17 protein-coding genes are annotated in these 19,488 nt (G+C 59.1%); 9 read left to right on the top strand and 8 right to left on the bottom strand.

Going from position 1 to position 19,488, the window contains the following annotated elements; translation table 11 throughout:
* Positions 1-34: 34 nt before the first annotated feature.
* The 3 genes from ACR9ZQ_RS31815 to ltnD all read right to left on the bottom strand — a co-directional run bounded on the left by ACR9ZQ_RS31815 (position 35) and on the right by ltnD (position 2,995).
* Positions 35-808, bottom strand: a complete 774-nt coding sequence (locus tag ACR9ZQ_RS31815) for an SDR family oxidoreductase (protein ID WP_481429632.1) — start codon at positions 806-808, stop codon at positions 35-37.
* A complete protein-coding gene (denD, locus tag ACR9ZQ_RS31810) occupies positions 805-1,791 on the bottom strand; it encodes a D-erythronate dehydrogenase (RefSeq protein ID WP_481429631.1) in 987 nt (328 codons plus the stop codon). The genes ACR9ZQ_RS31815 and denD overlap by 4 nt, the downstream gene beginning before the upstream one ends.
* A 277-nt stretch (positions 1,792-2,068) precedes the next feature.
* Positions 2,069-2,995: an L-threonate dehydrogenase gene (gene ltnD, locus ACR9ZQ_RS31805; RefSeq protein WP_310381722.1), complete on the bottom strand. Its 927-nt coding sequence runs from the start codon at positions 2,993-2,995 to the stop codon at positions 2,069-2,071.
* Positions 2,996-3,148: 153 nt separating this feature from the next.
* On the opposite strand from ltnD, the gene ACR9ZQ_RS31800 reads away from it, so the two are divergent.
* The 8 genes from ACR9ZQ_RS31800 to ACR9ZQ_RS31765 all read left to right on the top strand — a co-directional run bounded on the left by ACR9ZQ_RS31800 (position 3,149) and on the right by ACR9ZQ_RS31765 (position 12,831).
* A complete protein-coding gene (locus tag ACR9ZQ_RS31800) occupies positions 3,149-4,144 on the top strand; it encodes a LacI family DNA-binding transcriptional regulator (protein WP_481429630.1) in 996 nt (331 codons plus the stop codon).
* A 171-nt stretch (positions 4,145-4,315) separates the two neighbouring features.
* Positions 4,316-5,239: an ArsR/SmtB family transcription factor gene (locus ACR9ZQ_RS31795; protein WP_481429629.1), complete on the top strand. Its 924-nt coding sequence runs from the start codon at positions 4,316-4,318 to the stop codon at positions 5,237-5,239.
* A gap of 206 nt (positions 5,240-5,445) precedes the next feature.
* Positions 5,446-6,954: an arabinosylfuranosidase ArfA gene (gene arfA / locus ACR9ZQ_RS31790; protein ID WP_481429628.1), complete on the top strand. Its 1,509-nt coding sequence runs from the start codon at positions 5,446-5,448 to the stop codon at positions 6,952-6,954.
* 196 nt (positions 6,955-7,150) lie between these two features.
* Complete coding sequence (locus ACR9ZQ_RS31785) at positions 7,151-9,055, top strand: ABC transporter substrate-binding protein (RefSeq protein ID WP_481429627.1); 1,905 nt, start codon at positions 7,151-7,153, stop codon at positions 9,053-9,055.
* Positions 9,056-9,164: 109 nt separating this feature from the next.
* A complete protein-coding gene (locus ACR9ZQ_RS31780; protein ID WP_310381711.1) occupies positions 9,165-10,169 on the top strand; it encodes an ABC transporter permease in 1,005 nt (334 codons plus the stop codon).
* Between the two features lie 3 nt (positions 10,170-10,172).
* The gene (locus ACR9ZQ_RS31775; protein WP_310381708.1) at positions 10,173-11,030 is read left to right on the top strand and encodes an ABC transporter permease; all 858 of its coding nucleotides are present in this window, start codon (positions 10,173-10,175) and stop codon (positions 11,028-11,030) included.
* Positions 11,031-11,032: 2 nt separating this feature from the next.
* Positions 11,033-12,022, top strand: a complete 990-nt coding sequence (locus ACR9ZQ_RS31770) for an ABC transporter ATP-binding protein (protein ID WP_310381706.1) — start codon at positions 11,033-11,035, stop codon at positions 12,020-12,022.
* Positions 12,019-12,831, top strand: coding sequence for an ABC transporter ATP-binding protein (locus ACR9ZQ_RS31765; protein WP_481429626.1), 813 nt, complete (start codon positions 12,019-12,021; stop codon positions 12,829-12,831). Before ACR9ZQ_RS31770 ends, ACR9ZQ_RS31765 begins: the two co-directional genes overlap by 4 nt.
* A 281-nt stretch (positions 12,832-13,112) precedes the next feature.
* Here the strand turns inward: ACR9ZQ_RS31765 and ACR9ZQ_RS31760 are convergent, their stop codons facing one another.
* The 5 genes from ACR9ZQ_RS31760 to ACR9ZQ_RS31740 all read right to left on the bottom strand — a co-directional run bounded on the left by ACR9ZQ_RS31760 (position 13,113) and on the right by ACR9ZQ_RS31740 (position 18,048).
* Entirely contained in the window at positions 13,113-13,727 is a 615-nt protein-coding gene (locus ACR9ZQ_RS31760; RefSeq protein WP_310381702.1) for a DJ-1/PfpI family protein, read from the bottom strand.
* A gap of 59 nt (positions 13,728-13,786) precedes the next feature.
* Complete coding sequence (locus ACR9ZQ_RS31755; protein ID WP_481429625.1) at positions 13,787-14,734, bottom strand: substrate-binding domain-containing protein; 948 nt, start codon at positions 14,732-14,734, stop codon at positions 13,787-13,789.
* Positions 14,735-14,787: 53 nt separating this feature from the next.
* The gene (locus ACR9ZQ_RS31750) at positions 14,788-15,780 is read right to left on the bottom strand and encodes an ABC transporter permease (protein ID WP_481429624.1); all 993 of its coding nucleotides are present in this window, start codon (positions 15,778-15,780) and stop codon (positions 14,788-14,790) included.
* Positions 15,777-17,264, bottom strand: a complete 1,488-nt coding sequence (locus tag ACR9ZQ_RS31745; RefSeq protein ID WP_481430956.1) for a sugar ABC transporter ATP-binding protein — start codon at positions 17,262-17,264, stop codon at positions 15,777-15,779. The genes ACR9ZQ_RS31750 and ACR9ZQ_RS31745 overlap by 4 nt, the downstream gene beginning before the upstream one ends.
* Before the next feature lie 103 nt (positions 17,265-17,367).
* Complete coding sequence (locus ACR9ZQ_RS31740; RefSeq protein ID WP_310382178.1) at positions 17,368-18,048, bottom strand: GntR family transcriptional regulator; 681 nt, start codon at positions 18,046-18,048, stop codon at positions 17,368-17,370.
* A gap of 211 nt (positions 18,049-18,259) precedes the next feature.
* Between ACR9ZQ_RS31740 and ACR9ZQ_RS31735 the strand changes: the two genes are divergently transcribed.
* The gene (locus tag ACR9ZQ_RS31735; protein WP_481429623.1) at positions 18,260-19,486 is read left to right on the top strand and encodes an iron-containing alcohol dehydrogenase; all 1,227 of its coding nucleotides are present in this window, start codon (positions 18,260-18,262) and stop codon (positions 19,484-19,486) included.
* Positions 19,487-19,488: the final 2 nt, after the last annotated feature.

Below are 19,488 nucleotides of genomic sequence, written 5' to 3'. Positions count from 1 at the left end.
TATTCTCACGGCTTTTTCGGCCAAACACCGCCAGTTATCCACGCCCGACAAAGGGCATTTTCGTCGCCATCACAGTCATCGTCAGCACGTTGGCGCTGAGCGGCAGGCCCGCCATATAGACGACCGCATCGGCGATATGGGCAGGATCGATGGTCGCCTCCGCGGCAGTCGTACCATTGGCCTGAAGAACGCCGGCGGCGATCCTTTTTGTCATGTCGCTTGCCGCATTGCCGATATCAATCTGGCCGCACGCGATGTCGAATTCGCGCCCATCAAGCGCGGTCGATTTCGTCAGGCCGGTGATGGCGTGTTTGGTCGCCGTATAGGGCGAGGAATTGGGGCGTGGCGTCGTTGCCGAAACCGAGCCATTATTAATGATGCGGCCGCCACGTGGTGTCTGGCTCTTCATCAGCCTGAACGCCTGTTGCGTGCAGAGGAAGGCGCCTGTCAGATTGGCCGCGACGATGGCGCTCCAGTCTTCGAACGACACATCCTCCAGCGGCATGCCCGGCACCGAGACACCGGCATTGTTGACCAGCAGATCGAGGCGGCCATGCTGATTTGCGATCGCATCGAACAAGGCTCTGACCGAGACCGGATCGCCGACATCGGCCCGGATTGCGGTAACTTCCGCACCCGTCTCGCTGCCGAGTTCGGCGGCGGCTTTTTGGAGAATCTCGGCACGCCGTCCCGAGATCACGACCCTGTAGCCGGCAGCCGCGAGCCCCTTTGCGATCGCGCGACCGATGCCCGTGCCGCCACCGGTCACCAAGGCAATCTTCGATTGCGTGCCGGTACTTTCACTCATGCAATCCTCCCGCCGAGTTCATCCTCGATATGCACCTGCAGGATCTCGTCAAAACTCGTCTCCGCCTTGAAGCCGAGCGCGGACGCTCTCTTCGCATCGAACTGCGTCGGCCAACCGGCCACGATGCGTTCGATCACCGGGTCGGTCTCGTGCTTGATCAGCGCAACGGCCTTGTCGCCCGCAATCCGGCGCAACGCTTCGATCTCTTCCGAAACCAGGGCCGAGAGGCCCGGCATGGTCAGGTTGCGCCGCGACCCCACCTTTGCCGTGTCGATCCTCGCCGCGTGAACGAAGAAACCGACTGCCGCCCGCGGGCTTGCGAACCAGTGCCGGACGTTATCGCTGACCGGCAGCACCGCTGGCTTGCCGGCGAGTGGCTCACGCAGAATATTGGAGAAGAAGCCGGAGGCCGCCTTGTTCGGTACGCCCGGCCGCACGCAGATCGTCGGCAGGCGAATACCGATGCCATCGAAAATGCCACGGCGCGAATAATCGGCAAGCAGCAACTCGGCAATTGCCTTCTGGGTGCCGTAGCTCGTCAGCGGCGTGGAAAAGAATTCGTCCGGAATGACATCAGGAAAAGGCGTGCCGAACACGGCGATAGAGGAGGCGAAGACTACGCGCGGCACATAGCCGGACTTCAGGCCCTGGTGGCGGATCGCCTCGAACAGAGCGCGCACACCATCGAGATTGACGGCATAGCCTTTATCGAAATCGGCCTCCGCCTCACCGGAAACGATCGCCGCCAGATGAAAAATCAGACCGGGTCGGGTCTCGATCAGCTTTTCGGCGACACCTGTCTGGGCGAGGTCGATCGTCAGGGTGCTTGACACGGACCGAAGCGCCTCGGGCACCGGCGGCTGAACTGCATCGACCAGCGTCAGTCGGCTGATCGCGGCGCCAAGCACACTAGGCTCGCGGGCAATTCTTTCGACCAGCTTGCGACCGATCATGCCTGCCGCACCCAAAATCATCACATGCATATTGGCTTACCTCCCAGCGCTGCCGGCGTCATTTTTTCGAGACGATCTCGATGTTTGATCGGAATCCTTTCTCCCCAGTCGGATTCCGCGCACGTCACGCGAGGCGCAACGCCATCTACTCCTTCAAGTTTTCCACTGCCTCAGACCGATACTCCGGAACGTTAGCGATCAGACGAAACCAAACAAAACTGCAACCTGCAGGTAAACTTACCTCGCATGATCTGCGGATGGTAGCAATCGAACATAAGTCTCATGCGCATTTTGCCCAGTGCCGCCATCAACCTATAACCGTCATGCCCGGCAGGACGACACCGCTCTTTTCAGCGAGGATCTTTGCCACCGCGGCATCATCTTCGAGGCCGAGACCAGCATCGGACGCTTGCCGGAAGAGATCGAGCGCGGTCGCCGCGAGCGGTGTGACTGCGCCTGCCCGATCCGCTTCAGAGGTGACGATGCCGAGATCCTTGACGAAGATGTCGACTGCCGAGCGCGGTGCATAGTCACCCGAGACGATATGCTCGCCCCGGTTCTCGAACATCCAGGAGGACCCGGCCGAAACCCGCAACACATCGTAGAGCGTCTTCAGGTCGATCCCGGTCTTGGCCGCAAACGTCATCGCCTCGGCCGTCACGGCGATATGCACCCCGGCGAGGAGCTGGTTGATCATCTTCACCTGTGAGCCGAGACCAGGCCTGTCCCCCAGCCGGAAGACCTTGCCGGAGACCGCATCGAGCGCCTGTTTGGCACGCGCGAAAGCTTCCGGCGAACCAGAACCCATGACGACCATCTCTCCGGAAAGTGCCTTGGCGTGACCGCCGGAAACCGGCGCGTCGACGACAAGCATGCCGGCGGTTTCGAGCCGATCGGCAATCGCGACCGTGGCGCTCGGCGCCATGGTGGTGCAAAGCAGGAAGACGGTGCCGGCACGAGCCGTCTCCAGCGCGCCGCCAGGCCCGAACAACACCTGCTCAGTCTGGCTGCTGTTGACGACAAACACGAAAACCGTGTCGGCTGTACTGGCAGCTTCAGACGGGGTTTTACACGATTTGCCGCCGGCCTGTGAAAAGCGCTGGAGAACATCCTGGCGAACATCGCATCCGTTGACGAAAAATCCTGCCCGCAAGAGGGACAGGGCAGCACCCCATCCCATCGAACCGAGGCCGATGACTGCAGCCCTGCCGACGTCCTGCAAAGTTCTCTTCATAATACCAATCCGTCGATTGATCTTGTGTTACCGATACCGGTATCGATACCAAGCGCTAGAATCGCTACAAATGTCAAGCGCCGCCAGTTCCACTTCAACCGCAACAAGCTTATGAATACTGGCGCGGCAGACGCCCTGCTATCGGGAGATCCCTTGCATACGCACAAATCCACTCTGGAAGAGGTCGCTGCGGCAGCCGGCGTCAGCAAGATGACTGCATCGCGAGCCCTACGCGGCGCGCCCGACGTCTCGATGAAAACGCGGGACAAGGTGCTGCAAGCGGCCGAGCGGCTGAATTATCTCGGCAATCGCCTGGCTCTGTCGCTTTCATCGCAGCGAACCGACCTTGTCGCCGTCGTGGTTCCGAGCATGTCCAACATCGTCTTTCCCGAAGTCCTTGCCGGCATCTCGACCGGCCTGGAAGGGTCGGGCATGCAGGCCGTATTCGGCATTTCCGATTACGATGTGACTAAGGAGCGCAACGTTATCAGAGACATGCTGTCCTGGCGGCCTTCTGCCATCATCGTCACGGGTCTGGACCAGCCGGATGAGACCGTGAGGATGTTGAAGAACGCGGCTATTCCCGTCATTCAAATCATGGACCTCGATGGCACGCCGATCGATTTCAATGTCGGACTCTCCCACGGCAAGGCGGGTGAGGAGATGGCAAGCGCACTGCTTGCGGCCGGCCGGAAGCGTTTCGGCTACATCGGCAGTGCACTGGACCGGGACTTGCGTGCGGCAAAACGCAAAGCCGGCTTCGAGCGCGTCCTGCATGAAAACCGTCTCGCCTTCATCGGGCAAAGGCTTGGCGACACCCTTTCCTCCGTTGGTCTCGGCAAATATCTGACGCACCAGCTGTTGAGTGCCGAGCCGAGCCTCGACTGCATCTATTATTCCAACGACGACATGGCGGCCGGAGGCGCATTCGCTATCATGGAGGCTTCTCGCACCGACGACATTCTGATGGCAGGCTTCAACGGATTGGAACTCGCGGCCGCGCTTCCCTTGAGGATCGCCACATCCAGATCACCCCGCCGTATGATCGGCGAAGTCGCAGCGCGTCTGGCACGTGGCACCATGGCGCCGGACGCTCCATCGGTCAGCAAGATCACCGCCTTCGTCCCCGAGATTACGGGCATTGTGTAGCCCCCACTTGAGATCCGGCAGCCAATTGGAGACGGCTGCGGAGAAAACGGGCCTATTATTTAAACGAATCCTGAGATTTAAATCAGAGAAATCGATCCATATCCGCCTCTGGCAGCTTGCTGTATCAGCATTGTCGATATAAAGCCGTGTGTGACGCAGCATGGAGTAATCATGGAACGCTCGTTTTTGACGATCGATGCCGGAGTCAATGACACCGTTATCAAAGCTCTCTCTGCGCCAGGACGCCTGCAGCTCCTCAAACTTTTATGCTCAAAGGGCCCCATGAACGTCAACGACATGGCCCGAGCTCTGTCGCTGCCGCAGTCAACCGTCGCAACCGGCATTCAAATTCTGGAAAATGTGGGATTGGTCGAATCTCGCCTCGCCAAAGGCCGGAAGGGCAATCAGAAGATCTGTTCCGCAGTTTATGATGAAATCCTCATCAGCTTCGAGGACAAGTCCGTCAACAAGGTAGACGACGTCATCGAGGTTGAGATGCCGGTTGGGCTCTATACGAGTTGCGACATCCACGCCCCTTGTGGCCTTTGCTCAAGCGACAGTGTAATCGGCCTGCTCGACGTTCCTGACTATTTCCTTGATCCACAGCGTATGCAGGCCGGTCTCGTGTGGTTCGGAAGGGGCTTTGTCGAATACAAGTTCCCGAACAATGCTAAGGTTTTGAACAAGGACGTGCGCGCCATCGAGTTTTCGATGGAACTGTCTTCAGAAGTACCGGGAACCAATCCCGACTGGCCCTCCGACATCACGCTTTGGGTCAATGGAATGCCGGTCGGCACATGGACTTCCCCGGGCGACTATGGCGACAAGCGCGGGGCCTATACGCCTGACTGGTGGAAGCTTAAAGGCTCCCAATATGGCAACCTGAAAACCTGGCGTATCTCCACACGAGGCACATTCATCGACGGCGTCTCAACCTCCAACGTCACGGTTGGAGACCTTGCCCTCGCGCAACATTCCTCGATCCGTCTGCGCGTCGGTATTGCCGAGAATGCCAGTCATACCGGCGGCGTGAATATATTCGGCCGTGGCTTTGGGAATCATGGCCGCGACATCGTTATGCGGCTCTACATTTAACGAACAATATCAGAAATCCTGATTTCAATATTGCGATATTTTTTTCGCCAAAAGACGACAATTCCGATCTAAATCACTGTGAACTAATAACTATTTCTGACACCCGAGCGGCGCATAGCACACGCGCTGTTTAATTGACTCCCTTCTATCAAGCCATCAAGATAACTGTATAAGAACGAAGAAATCGATATTTAAGGGAGGGTTCGTTGAAGGCGAATGTTGTCGTTCATCGCGATTTTCGGGTCGCGAACATTGATCCCAGACTTTATAGTTCGTTCCTTGAGCACCTCGGGAGAGCCGTTTACGGTGGCATATACGAGCCTGGGCATCCAACAGCCGATGCGGACGGTTTCCGGCGAGACGTGATCGATCTCGTGCAGCAACTCGATACGCCCTATTGCCGTTACCCCGGCGGCAATTTCGTTTCCGCCTACGATTGGCAAGATGGCATCGGCCCGCGTTCGGAGCGCCCTGTCCGTCTCGACCTTGCCTGGCGCACCCGTGAAAGCAACCAGATCGGCGTCAACGAATTCGTCGACTGGTGCAAGAAGGCGAAGACCGAACCGATGCTCGCCGTCAATCTCGGCTCGCGCGGGCTGGATTCGGCCCGCAATTTCCTCGAATATTGCAACCATCCCGGCGGCACCTACTGGTCGGACCTGCGTCGCAAGGATGGTTGGGAAGCGCCCCACAATGTCAAATTGTGGTGCCTCGGCAACGAAATGGACGGCCCCTGGCAGGTCGGACACAAGTCGGCGCATGAATATGGCCGGCTCGCCGACGAAACGGCAAAGGCCATGCGGAATTTCGACAAATCGCTGGAACTCGTGGTCTGCGGCTCATCGCATTCCGATATGAAAACTTATCCGGACTGGGAAGCGCAGGTCCTCGACGAGTGCTATGATAGCGCCGACTATATTTCGCTGCATATGTATTTCGCAAACCGCGAGAAAAATACGCTCAATTACCTTGCCCGCACGACCAAGCTTGATCGCTACATCACCACCATCGGTGGCGTGATCGATTATATCAAGGCGAAGAAGCGGTCGAAGAAGACGATCGGCATTTCCTTCGACGAATGGAATGTCTGGTATCATTCCAACCAGCAGGACAAGGATATTCTCGCGAAGAACGAGTGGCCCGATGCCCCACATCTTCTCGAAGACGTCTATAATTTCGAGGACGTGCTGCAGGTCGGCGGTATTCTCAATACCTTCATTCGCCGTTCGGATCGTGTGCGCATTGCCTGCATTGCCCAGCTCGTCAACGTCATCGCTCCGATCATGACCGAGAATGGCGGTCCGGCCTGGCGTCAGACGATCTACTACCCCTTCTATTTCGCATCAAAGTATGGCCGCGGATCGGCCCTGCAGCTCATCGCCGACGCGCCGACCTATGACTGCGACGAAGCAGACGACGTCCCCTATCTCGACGCATCAGCGGTCCTTTCCGATGACAGCCAGACGCTGACCTTCTTTGTCGTCAACCGTCATCCGCAAAACGCGCTTGACCTCGACGCCCGGCTGGATGGCTTTGCCAACGCCCGCGTGCTGGAACAGGTGGAGATGACGCATCCGGACCTGCAGGCCGTCAACACGGCGCGGCAGCCGGAGACAGTCGCCCCCGTCAAAGTCGAGAACGCGAAAATCGAGGATGGCAGATTGCGCGCAGCGCTAAAGCCCCAGTCCTACAGCGTCATCCGGCTGTCGGTCTGACACCTTTCCGGCCATCACACTCGTGCTGGCCTGGAGAATATCCGCTCGCTGCGAGGAGGCAGCCGAGCCGGAGGAATGGTTCGCAGAAGCATCGGACCTGACAAGCGCAAGTCCCAATGCTGCTACGAACCCAAAACCGCGACGTCCCATGCGTCCATTGCGGCCGCGTGCTCGTCGCATTCAAAGGGAGGAGATTATGCAGCATTGGAAGAAGCTTGCATTCGGCGTCGCCTTGGCGACGCTCGGCCTGATGGCCGCGGCTAAGGCTGATGACTATAAATCCTTGCCTCGCAAGGACACCCTCATCGTCGAAAATCCGGAAGGCACTATCAAGAATCCCGGCTGGTTCAATATTTGGGTCAACGGCGGCGGCGGCGTTTCAACCGGCCTGCAGCAATTGACCATGGACACGCTCTGGTACATCGATCCGGAAAAAGGTCTCGGCGGCTCAACCTGGGACAACTCCCTTGCCGCCGACAAACCGCAATATAATGCCGACTTCACCGAGATGACGGTGAAGCTGCGCAAGGGGCTCTACTGGAGCGACGGCGTGGAATTCACCGCCGACGACCTTGTCTATACGGTCAAGACGCAGATGGACCATCCCGGCATGGTCTGGAGTGCTGCCTTTTCCGTGCAGGTGGCAAGCGTTGAAGCGACCGATCCCTATACGGTCGTCTTCAAGCTGAAGAAGCCCAATTCGCGCTTCCACGCCATTTTCACCGTTCGCTGGAACGGCGCCTGGATCATGCCCAAGCATGTCTTCGAGAAGGTGGCCGATCCGCTGCGCTATGATTTCGCCAATCCGGTCTCACTCGGCGCCTACAAGCTCAAGGCCTATGACCCTCAGGGCCAATGGTATACCTGGGAGAAGCGGGACGACTGGCAGCGGACATCACTTGCACGCTTCGGCGAGCCGGCTCCGAAATATGTAACCTATGTCGATCCCGGCCCGCCGGATAAACGCACCATCGCGCAGCTCGAGCACAATCTCGATATCATTCACGACAATACGCCGGAGGGCATGTTCACCCTCAAGGAGAAGTCCAAGACGATCGATACCTGGTTCCCGGGCTTCCCCTTCGCCCATCCGGATCCGACACTTCCGGCTGTGATTTTCAACACCCAGGATCCGCCATTCGACAATGCCGATGTGCGCTGGGCGCTGGCCCTCTTGATCGACATCAAGGCCGTTGACATGGCAAGCTACCGTGGCGCTGCGACGCTCTCGGCGCTCGGCGTGCCGCCGACGGCGGCCACCATGAAAGACTATCAGGCGCCGATGCAGGATTGGCTGAAGAATTTCGAGGTTGATACCGGCAAACGAAAGATTAAGCCCTATGATCCCTCGGTCGGGCAACAGGTTGCCGATATCCTGCGCAAGCAGCCGAAGTTCAAGGACCAGATCCCGACCGATCCGGCGGCTATCAGCACGGCATTCGGCTACGGCTGGTGGAAACCGGATCCGCAGGCAGCAGCCGAACTTCTGGAAAAGGCAGGCTTCAAGAAAACCGGCGGCAAATGGATGACCCCGGACGGCCAACCGTTCAAGATCCGGATGACGGTTGAGGGCGACACGCGCTCCGTCTTCACCCGGGCAGGCACCCTGATCGCACAGCAATGGGCCTCTTTCGGCATCGACGCCAAAGCCGTACCCGCCGCGAAACTGTGGCAGGTGGCACTGCAGCCCGGCGATTTCCAGGTGGCGATTGCCTGGAGCGTCGAGACCTGGGGCGGCGATCCCGACCTGTCCTTCTTCCTCGACAGCTGGCACTCGCAGTTCGTGGCGAAGAAGGGTGACAACCAGCCTCCGCGCAACTGGCAGCGTTGGAGCAATCCGGAGCTCGACAAGATCATCGAAAGCATCCGCGGCATCAGCGCCGACGATCCGAAGGGCATTGAGCTCGGCAACGATTATCTGAAGCTGGTCGCCCGTGAAATGCCGACGATCCCGCTGATGTCCTACAACGTCTTCACCTCGATGGATACGACGTATTGGACCGGTTATCCGACGATATCAGACCCCTATACCGACCCGGTTCCGAATTGGGCGAATTCCAGGCTCATGATGGTCAAACTAAAGCCGGCACAACCGAAATAATCCTCCCAACGCCGGCGCGATCACGTCGCGCCGGCCCCCTATTGACGGGCATGCGCCCCATGTCCGTCAATCCTTTCGAAAAAGGGAACCAGAGAGGAACCACTGCTCTATGACGTCCTATCTGATCTTTGTGCTGAAGCGGTTCGGTCAGTTTCTGCTCGTTGTATTTCTTGGCGTGACCATAACATTCTTCGTCACCCACCTGACCCCGATCGATCCGGTCGAAGAAAGCATAGGCGCCATCACCCAGATGGGGCAGTCCGATCCGAATGCGATCGAACTGATGCGTCAGTCGCTTCGCGAACTCTACGGAATGGAAGGTTCGATCTGGCAGCAGTACCTGCATTTCTGGCTGCGGCTGGCGACCGGCGATCTCGGCCCCTCGCTTTCGGCTTTTCCGACACCGGTCACCACAATCATTCTGCGCTCCCTGCCCTGGACTGTCGGGCTAATGACGGTGTCGACGCTGATCACCTTCGTGCTCGGCAATGCGATCGGCGCGCTTGCCGGCTACTACCGGAAGAATATGGTGCTGAAGGGCGTCAGCCTCGTCTTCATCGCCCTGCTGCCCATTCCCTATTATATCCTCGCCTTCGTCCTTCTCATTATCTTCGGCTATCTCTGGCCGGTGCTGCCGATCAATGGCGGCTACGAGATGAACGCCAATCTGGACCTCTCCTTCGCGCTGGTCCTCGATATCCTGAAACACTCCATCCTGCCGGCCCTGTCGCTGATCCTTGTAGGAGCTGGAAGCTGGCTGATCGGCATGCGCGCGCTGGTTTCCAACATCATCACCGATGATTACGTCGTCTTCGCCGAGCTTGGCGGCGTTCCCAAAAGGAAGATCCTCCGCTCCTACATCGCCCGCAACGCCATGGTGCCACAATTCACCGGGCTTGCCATGTCGCTCGGCGCGATCTTCAACGGCACGGTCATCACCGAAATCGTCTTCGGCTATCCCGGCATCGGCAACCTGCTGATCTCGGCGGTGCATGCCGGCGACTACAGCCTGGTGCTTGGCCTCAGCGCCTTGTCGATCGTCGGCGTCGCCGCCGCCGTCTTCATCATCGACATTCTGAGCCCGCTGATCGATCCGCGCATCAAGGTGGAATAGAGCATGTTTACGATCGTCCGCGACCTCGCGCGCCAGAATATGGAATTCCTCTGCGGCCTGCTGCTCTTTGCCATCATCGTCGGCCTAGTCATCATGTCCTATTTCTCGCCCTACGGCGCGACCGACATCTATCTGCTGCCACCCGACATGCCGCCCGATGGCGATTATTGGCTCGGCACGACATCCCGCGGCCAGGACGTTTTCTGGCAGTTGACGACCGCACTTCGCAACACCTTGTTTTTCGGCATCGGCGTCGCCTTCCTTTCGCGCATCATATCGCTGGTCGTCGGTCTCGTCGCTGGTTATGCCGGCGGCACGGTCGACCGGGTGCTGATGGCCATCAATGACAGCGTCATGGTCATCCCGCAGTTCCCTCTGTTGATCCTGTTCTATTTCGTGCTGAAGGACAGCATGACCTGGACTGCGCTGATCGTCATCATGGCCGCGCTCGGCTGGTCCTACGATGCCCGCCTCATCCGTTCGGTCGCGATCGGTCTGAAGACGAGACCCTTCACCACCCAGAGCGTCTATTCCGGCATGAGCATGCGCAAGATCCTCGTCCAGGAGCACCTGCCCTATGTATTGCCGATCGTCTTCGCCACCACGATGAACAACATGATCTGGTCGATCGGCATGGAGATCACCCTGTCGGTGCTGGGCTTCACCGATATCGAGACGCCGACCATGGGCATGATGATCTACTGGGCGAATGCCCATTCGGCGCTGATAGCGGGAATATGGTGGTGGGTGGCTGCACCCGTTGCCGTCATCGTCGTTCTCTTCCTGGCGCTGTTTCTCCTGTCCATGTCGATGAACGAATACAACGATCCGCGCAGCCGGCTGAACCGGATGGGAGGCTAGCCATGGATGCCCTGGTCGAAGTCCAGAACCTGAAAGCCTATTACCGCGCCTTCCTTTACGGCGTCGATCGCGAGGTGCGCGCCGTCGACGACATCACCCTGACGATCGGGCGCGGCGAGATCTATGGGATCGCCGGCGAATCCAGCAGTGGCAAAACAACCTTGATCAAGACCATTGCCGGCGCCATCCGGCCGCCGCTCAAGGTCGTATCTGGCAAGGTGATATTCCATTTTGCCGGTGGCACGCAGGACATGTACGCCATGACGCCGGACGAGCGTATGGCGCTTCGCTGGCTGTACCTATCCTATATCATGCAAGCGTCGATGAATGTGCTGAACCCGGTTCGGCGCATCCACCACTCCTTCACCGATTTCGCCTTCCGGCACATGAAGGTCGGCAAGAATGAGTTCTTCATAAAAGTCGGCTCGCATCTTGAGAGACTGAAACTTGATCCGCATCTGCTCCAGGCCTATCCGCACGAACTCTCCGGTGGCATGCGCCAACGCATGACGATCGCGCTCGCAACGATCCTGACACCCGAATTCATCATTGCCGACGAGCCGACAACGGCGCTCGACGTCATCGTCCAGCGCGACGTGCTGTCGATGATCCGCGAAATCCAACGTGAGATAGGCTCCTCCTTCTTGTTCGTCACCCACGATATGGGCGTGCATGCGACGGTTTCTGACCGCGTCGGCATCGTCTACGCCGGTCGCCTCGTCGAGGAAGCGCCGACCCGCAAGCTCTTTGCCCTGCCGCTGCACCCTTACACGCAGCATCTAGTCGGCAGCCTGCCGCGTATCGGCGATGCGAAGGCCCGGCCCTCGCTCGAAGGCCGTCCGCCGAACCTTGCCATGCCGCCCGAGGGCTGCCGGTTCCATCCGCGCTGTCCGAAGCGGATGGAGATCTGTTCGCAGAAGGTCCCACCGATGATCACGGTTGAGCCAGATCGGCGAGTGGCTTGCTTTGCGGTTACGGGAGATCAGGCTTGAGCGCTCTTCTCACTCTCTCTCATGTCACGAAGATCTACCGTCAGGGCGGCATGCTTGGCCGGCGGCAGATTGTGGCGGTCAACGATGTCAGCTTCGAGATCGGCAGCGAGCCAGAGATTCTCTCCATCGTCGGAGAATCCGGTTCCGGAAAATCAACGATCGCAGCGATGATCCTCGGACAGACAGCGCCCACGCAAGGCGAACTCCAATTTCGTCAGAAAGTGGTGGCCCTCCACGGAAAGGCCGAGCGTCGCGCCTTCATGAGGGAAGTGCAGCCAGTCCTGCAGAATCCCTTCGAAGCCTTCAACCCGCTCAAGCGCGTGGATCGCTACCTTTTCGAAACGGCGCGGAACTTCTCAGCTGGCGCGGGCAAGTTGGACCGGCAGCAGATCGAACGATTGGCCGACGAGGCTCTCGGCCATGTGGGCCTTAGTCTTGCGGAAGTGAAGGGCCGGTTTCCGCACGAACTGTCCGGAGGCCAGCTCCAGCGCGCCGCAATTGCCCGTGCTCTGATCCCGCAGCCACGCCTGCTTATCGCCGACGAGCCGGTATCCATGGTCGATGCGTCACTGCGCATGGCAATCGTCAGTCTTTTCGAACAACTGAAACGCGAGCTCGGACTTTCGATCGTTTACATCACCCATGATCTCGCCACCGCCTACTACATCAGCGACCGGATTATCATCATGCGCAAAGGCGAGATCGTCGAGCAGGGCGAGGCGCGCAAGGTCCTCGACAATCCTCAGCACCCCTACTCGCGTGCGCTGAAGGAGGCCGTGCTGAGCGCAGATTTCGCTGCAACGGCCTAGCAACTCGAACGGCGGCGCCGCGCAGCCGGCGACGGAAAGGCGGGAGCCGGAATTGTCTCGCGCGCGACGCGCTTATATTCATAATTTAGATTGAAGCGAGATCCGGCAGATCGCGGCAGGCGCTCTCGTCCCCACCGTGATTTGCTGCCGGCAGATGACGCTACCCATGCATCTGCCACCCGAGGACACATAAGGACCGTCCCTGGAAAGGCAATCCCCGCGTCCTACGAGGATTGCCTGATCATCAAACCAAGGGAACAAGGTGTAACAAGAGTGAAGGTTCAAGCAGCCTTGGCGATATCGTCGCTGTGGCGGATTTCCGTGCCCAGCACCTTGAGGCATTCGCGGATGAATGCCGCAAGTGCAGTCCATCCCTTCGCCGAAACCATGGTGCCATCGACATAGGCTTCCGTCGGCGACAGATCGATATAGGTACCGCCCGCCAGCGTGACTTCCGGCTCGCAAGCCCCCAAGGCACCCACCTTCTTGCCGCGCACAACGCCATCGACTGCGATCAGAATTTGGACGCCGTGGCAAATCGTAAAGATCGGCTTCTGCTTCTCGTGGAAATGGCGAACGATTGTCTGGACGCGTTTGTCGGTCCGGATGTATTCGGGGCCGCGACCGCCTGCGCAATAGACTGCATGATACTGGTCGAGCTGCGCCTCGGCCTCCGAGAATGTCTTGTTGATCGTGAAGAAGTGCCCGAGCTTCTCCGTGTAGGTCTGATCGCCTTCGAAATCGTGGAGCGAGGTTTTTATCAGCTCGCCAGCCTTCTTATCGGGGCAGATGACGTGGACTGTATGGCCAACTGCCTCCATCGCCTGCTGATAGACGTAGATTTCGTATTCCTCGGTGAACTCACCGGTCAGCATTAGTATCTTCTTACCAGGCATGATTTGCTCCTCTTCTTCATGCAATGGGGCGGCCGCGGCCGCCCCGGTTTCAGGTATTGTCAGAATGGAGAGTCGGGGAAGTAATATTCCTTGGCATTCTCCTGCGTGATCAGCGGCGCATCCAGCTTGACAGTGCCTCGCACCGGCGCCTGGCCGACAATATTAGCAACGGTCATGTAGATGGCGGTCTTGATCATCGACGGCGGATAGGGTGTCTCGACGGGTGTCATCTGATCGCCGTCGATGACCTTCTTGACGATGTCCTTCATGCCATTGCCGCCGAGGGCGAGCTTGATGTCCTTGCGGCCCAATTCCTTAACGGCCTCGAGTACGCCGAGAAGCATATCGTCGTCGTTTGCCCAGACCGCGTCGATTTGCGGGTATTTGGCGAGATAGTCCTGCATCAGCTTGAAGGCGTCGTCACTGTTCCAGTTCGCGTACTGGATGTCCAGAACCTTGAGATCGGTTCCCTTGATGGCGTCCTGGAAGCCTTGGATGCGTTCATCGTCGATGACAGTCGGAATGCCGCGCAAAACGACCAGGTTGCCTTTGCCGCCCAGCTTGTCGATCATGAACTTCGCCGTATTGCGGCCGACCGCGATGTTGTCGCCGGCAAGGTAGAGGTCCTGGATGGACTGGTCGTTCAGGCCACGATCCACGACGGTGATAAAAGTGCCTGCATCCTTGACCGCCTTGACCGGCGTTGTCAGTTCCTCTGACGTATAGGGCAGGATGACCAGCGCATCGAGCTTTCGTCCTGCGGAGAGATCTTCAAGCGCGCTCACCTGCGCCGTTGCCGAGGGCGAGGTCTTCACGACGACCTCGACATTCGGAAAGGCGGCATTGATTTCCTTGGCGGCGGCCTGCGCGTGATAGACGATGCCCGCCGTCCAGCCATGGTCGGCTGCCGGGATCGACACTGCGACGACCTTTTTGTCTGCCGAAAGGGCCTGGCTGGCGAGCAGCACCGTACTGACGGCCAAGGCGGCAATCCATTTTTTAGACATTCATTCCTCCCAGAATCGGACCACAAACATCAATCCGCGCGGTCCGGACGCGGTTACTTCGAGAACCTCTGTATGAGCATGGCGATGATGATGATGACGCCTTGAACGCCGGCGACGAGATATTCGGACACGAAATCCGAGAGCACCATGAGGTTGGCAATGAGCTCGAGAATGACCGCCCCGGCGACCGTGCCCCAGACATGGCCCTTGCCGCCGCGCAGTGCGGTTCCGCCGATGACGACCGCAGTGATGACTTGCAATTCCCACAACACGCCAGTGGTCGGCGTTGCGGCACCGAGGCGCGGCACGTAGCAGATCGCGGCGATCGCAACGCAAGCGCCCTGGATCGCATAGGCGATCGTGCGCGTCTTGATGATAGAAATGCCCGAATAGCGAGCAACGTCCTCGTTTGCACCAACGGCGGCGCATTTCCGGCCATATTTCATCTTGTAGAGGATGAAGGATGCGATGGCGGCGACGGCAATCGAGATGAGGATCGGGAAAGGAATACCGCCGAGGGTCCCGAAATAGACGGGCCGATAGGCGTCGCGGAGGCTGCGATCGATCGGGATCGTTCCGCCATCCGACATATAGGTGATGAGGGCCCGGAAGATCCCCATAGTGCCGAGCGTTGCGATGAAGGGCTCGATCTTTCCGACCGTAACGATGATCCCGTTCATCAGCCCGCAGATGAGCCCGACGACGAGCGCGACCGCCATGCCGGCGGGAATTGCCAGAACACCCCAGTCGGGAGCCATCCTATTCATGAACATGATGGTTATGCCGGTGATGAACGCGGCCATCGAACCGACGGAGAGATCTAGCCCGCCGGACGAGATAACGAAGGTGGCACCGACCGCGATGATGGCAATGAAAGCGCTTCGCGTGATCACATTGCCGAGATTGGTCGCAGAGAGAAAATCCGAGTTGATCGAAAAACCGATCACCAGCAGCGCCAGAAGCGCAAGGAAAGGACCGACATCCGACCAGCCGATGTTCCATTCCCGCTCCGGCCGAACCGGCGTCGAACCCGTAATCACAGTCATTGCCTTCCTCCCTGCTTCGCCACAAGCGTCGTTTCGCTGGTGGCAAGAAGCGCAATCTCATGTTCCGTCATTCTGTCGCTCGTCACCTCTCCTGTGATGCGCCCCTCCCGCATCACAAGAATCCTGTCGCAGATCCCGATCAGTTCCTGCATTTCGGACGAGATGACGATGCAAGTCCGGCCCTCCGCGACAAGGCGCTCGATGAAGGCATAGATCTGGGCCTTATTGGCGATGTCGATCCCGCGCGTCGGCTCGTCGATGACCACGACCGAAGGCTCGGTGAGAAGCACCTTGGCAAGCAGAAGCTTCTGCTGGTTGCCGCCGGAAAGCTGGCCCGCCTTGACCGCGTAACTTTTCAGGCGGATGTCGTAGGCGTTGACGGCCTCGACAAGCGCGCCCTGCTCGCGGCGGCGGCGCATCAGAAGGCCGGGATGAAACCTGCTGAGGGCGGACAGCGTGAGGTTCGGCGCGAGTCGCTCTTGTAGCAGCAGCCCCTTGCCCTTGCGGTCTTCAGTCAGGTAACCGATGCCGGCATCCATCGCCGCCCGGGGGCGCCTGATGTCGATCGCCCTGCCCTGCAATTTTACGGTTCCCGTGGCGGGACGCAGGCCCATGATGCCCTCGAACACTTCGGTGCGGCCAGCACCGATCATGCCAGCAAATCCGAGGACTTCGCCTTTGTGGGCGGTAAACGAGATGTCGCTTGCAAAGCCAGGAACGCTGAGGTCCCGGACTTCAAGCATCGCCTGTAAAGCCGGCTTTGCGGTCTTCTCAGGATAAAGTGCAGCGAGATCGCGCCCGACCATCAGCCGCGCCATGTCCATCTGCGTCAGCCTGTGGCCGGGATATGTGCCGACCATCTTGCCGTCTCTGAGCACCGTCACCTTGTCGGCAAGCCGCTGGACCTCATCCAGGCGGTGGCTGATGTAGAGCACCGCCGCACCCTGTTCCTTCAGCTGCAGGATGATTGCGAGCAGCCGCTCGACCTCCTCACCCGTCAGGACTGCGGTGGGCTCATCGAAAATGACAAGCTTGTAGTCGTCGAGAAGTGCGCGCGCGATCTGCACGAGCTGGCGATCTGCAAGCGAGATGTCGCGCACCAGAGCATTCGGCGACACGTGGCAGCCGAGGTCGTGAAGCTTTTCGACGGCCAGACGCCGCATCGTCCGATCATCGACCAAGCCATGGCGCATCAGTTCCCGGCCGAGGAAGAGATTTTCGGCAACGGTCAGGGCATCGGCAAGTAGGATCTCCTGGTGCACCAGAACGATACCCGCCTCCTGGGCCTGCTCCGGCTTCGAGAAACCGACCTTGCGGCTGTCCATCGACAGCGTTCCGGCAGTGGGTTCGGCATAACCGGAGATGAGCCGCATGAATGTCGACTTGCCGGCGCCATTCTCGCCGATGATGGCATGGATCTCACCGGGCAAGATATCGAGCGTGACCTCCGAGAGTACGGTGACGGATCCGTATTGCTTCGACATGCCCTCTGCACGAAGGATCGCACGAGAGGCGAGGTCTTCTGTCTCGGCCACCACGCTCCTCCCTCTCCTCTCGATGGTCATGACGTTCGACATTACCCGCCCCTTAATCGAAGGCCGGCACGAGCCGGTCCCGCGAATGTTCGAGATGGGTTCTCATTGCCTTTTCGGCGGCCGACGGGTCGCCTGCAGCGAAGGCGGCGAGAAGTGCCTCGTGCTCGTCCAACGCCTCTTCGGTGACGCGGGAATGGAACATCAGTCGAAAAATGTGAAAATGCGTGTGCTGGTGGCTAAGGGTTTGGCGAATGAGCTCGTTGCCGGCAAATTCCATGATCCTGTCATGGAAAAGGGCGTCTTGCCGCGCGAAGGTCGAATAGCGTAGCCGTTCATCGCCTCCTTCCCGGCGCCCCATGACACCGGCCGCCTCCCGCAGGATGGCAAGCTTCTCATCGTCCATCGCCCTTGCTGCCCTTGCCGCACCATCAGGTTCGAGAAGCAGCCGCAAATGGTAAAGCTCGTCGAAGCGCCGATGGGTGATCTGCGGGGCAGCGCTGTAACCGATGAGATGCGTCTTGACGACAAGTCCCTCTCCCTCGAGGCGGCCGAGCGCTTCGCGGATCGGGGTCTGGGAGACGTTGAACTCCTTGACAAGATTATCGACGGTGATGCGCGCACCTGGAGCGATCTTCAAGGACATTAACTGCGCAAAAATCACCTCGTAGACGCTGTCCGCGAGACTGTTGCTGCGCTGGATGAAACCACTCGGATCAGGCGTGGCATTGAGCATCATCGTATTCCGGCCCTGTATTTCTTTTGCCTCTTGACAGGAACAATCGCTAACACGATGCTCGGCGATACGCAATCCCATATCCTATAGGATTTTATATTGGAGGTTTCATGAGGGTCATTTGGGTGGGTGCGAAAGAAATCGCGCGCCAATTTTGCGACACTTCCTCACGGTCTTTCTTCATCCCACAACTGGTGAAAGGACCAGCACAATGACCCTCTTCGCCGCCATCAGGCTCCCGAAAGAAATCCTGTTCGGCAAAGGTCAACGTTTTGCGCTGCCGGCGGTCGCCACCAGGCTTGGTCGAAGGGCACTGATCTGCACGGATGAGCGCCTCGCAGGAACGTCCACATTCGCCGAACTCGTCGCCGCGCTGAGCGCAGCATCGATCGAGCCATTGGTCTACGACCGGGTGTTGCCGGATGTCCCGCGCGACACTGTTGCCTCATGCGTTGAAGAGGCTCGAAGCTTCGCGCCCGACATGGTGATCGGGATAGGCGGAGGGAGTTGCCTCGACATGGCAAAATGCGCCGCCCTTCTGCTGAGCCACGGCGGAAGCCTCGCCGACTATTACGGTGAGTTCAAGGTTCCCGGTCCGACAATCCCGATCATCGCTATCCCGACTACGGCGGGGACCGGCTCCGAGGTGACGCCGGTTGCCGTCATCTCCGACCCGGACCGGACGTTGAAGGTCGGCATATCAAGCCCATATCTCATCGCCGCAGCGGCCATCTGCGATCCTGACCTGACGATGTCCTGCCCGCCGGGCCTGACCGCTGTCGCAGGCGCAGACGCACTGACTCATGCAATCGAGGCATTCACGGCCGCTCGACGCGGCACCGACCCGTCGCTGCCACAGAACCATGTCTTCATTGGTAAGAGCACACTTACTGATCATTTCGCGCTACTCGCCATCAAGCTCTTGGGACGCAGCCTGGAGGCGGCTTGCAAGGAGGGATCGAACGAAGATGCGCGCGCTGACGTCATGATGGGTGCGTTGGCCGCCGGCTGTGCATTCGGCACGGCCGGCACCGCAGCAGCGCACGCCATCCAGTATCCCGCAGGCGCATTGACCCATACGGCCCATGGGCTCGGCGTCGCAACGATGATGCCCTATGTCATGAACTACAACCGCTCGGCCTCGATGACCGAAATGGCTGAGATCGGGCAAGCGCTGGGTCTGGATTCAACCGGCAAGACGACGCAGGAGGTGGCAGACGCAGCCATTGAGGAGATCCGCAGGCTCTTTCAGGCCATCGGCATCACGCCGACGCTCGCCGATCTCGGGCTTTCCGCCGACAAGCTCGACTGGACCGCCGAACAGGCGCTCAGCATCGACAGATTGATCAAGAACAACCCGCGGCCCTTCGACATCGACGCCATGAAACGTCTCGTTCGTGCCGCCTATGACGGCGATCTTGCCGCCTCCGCCCTTTAAAA

This window comes from Rhizobium sp. KNZ14-9A (assembly GCF_056755015.1).
This window is presented reverse-complemented; position numbering and strand designations above follow the sequence as displayed.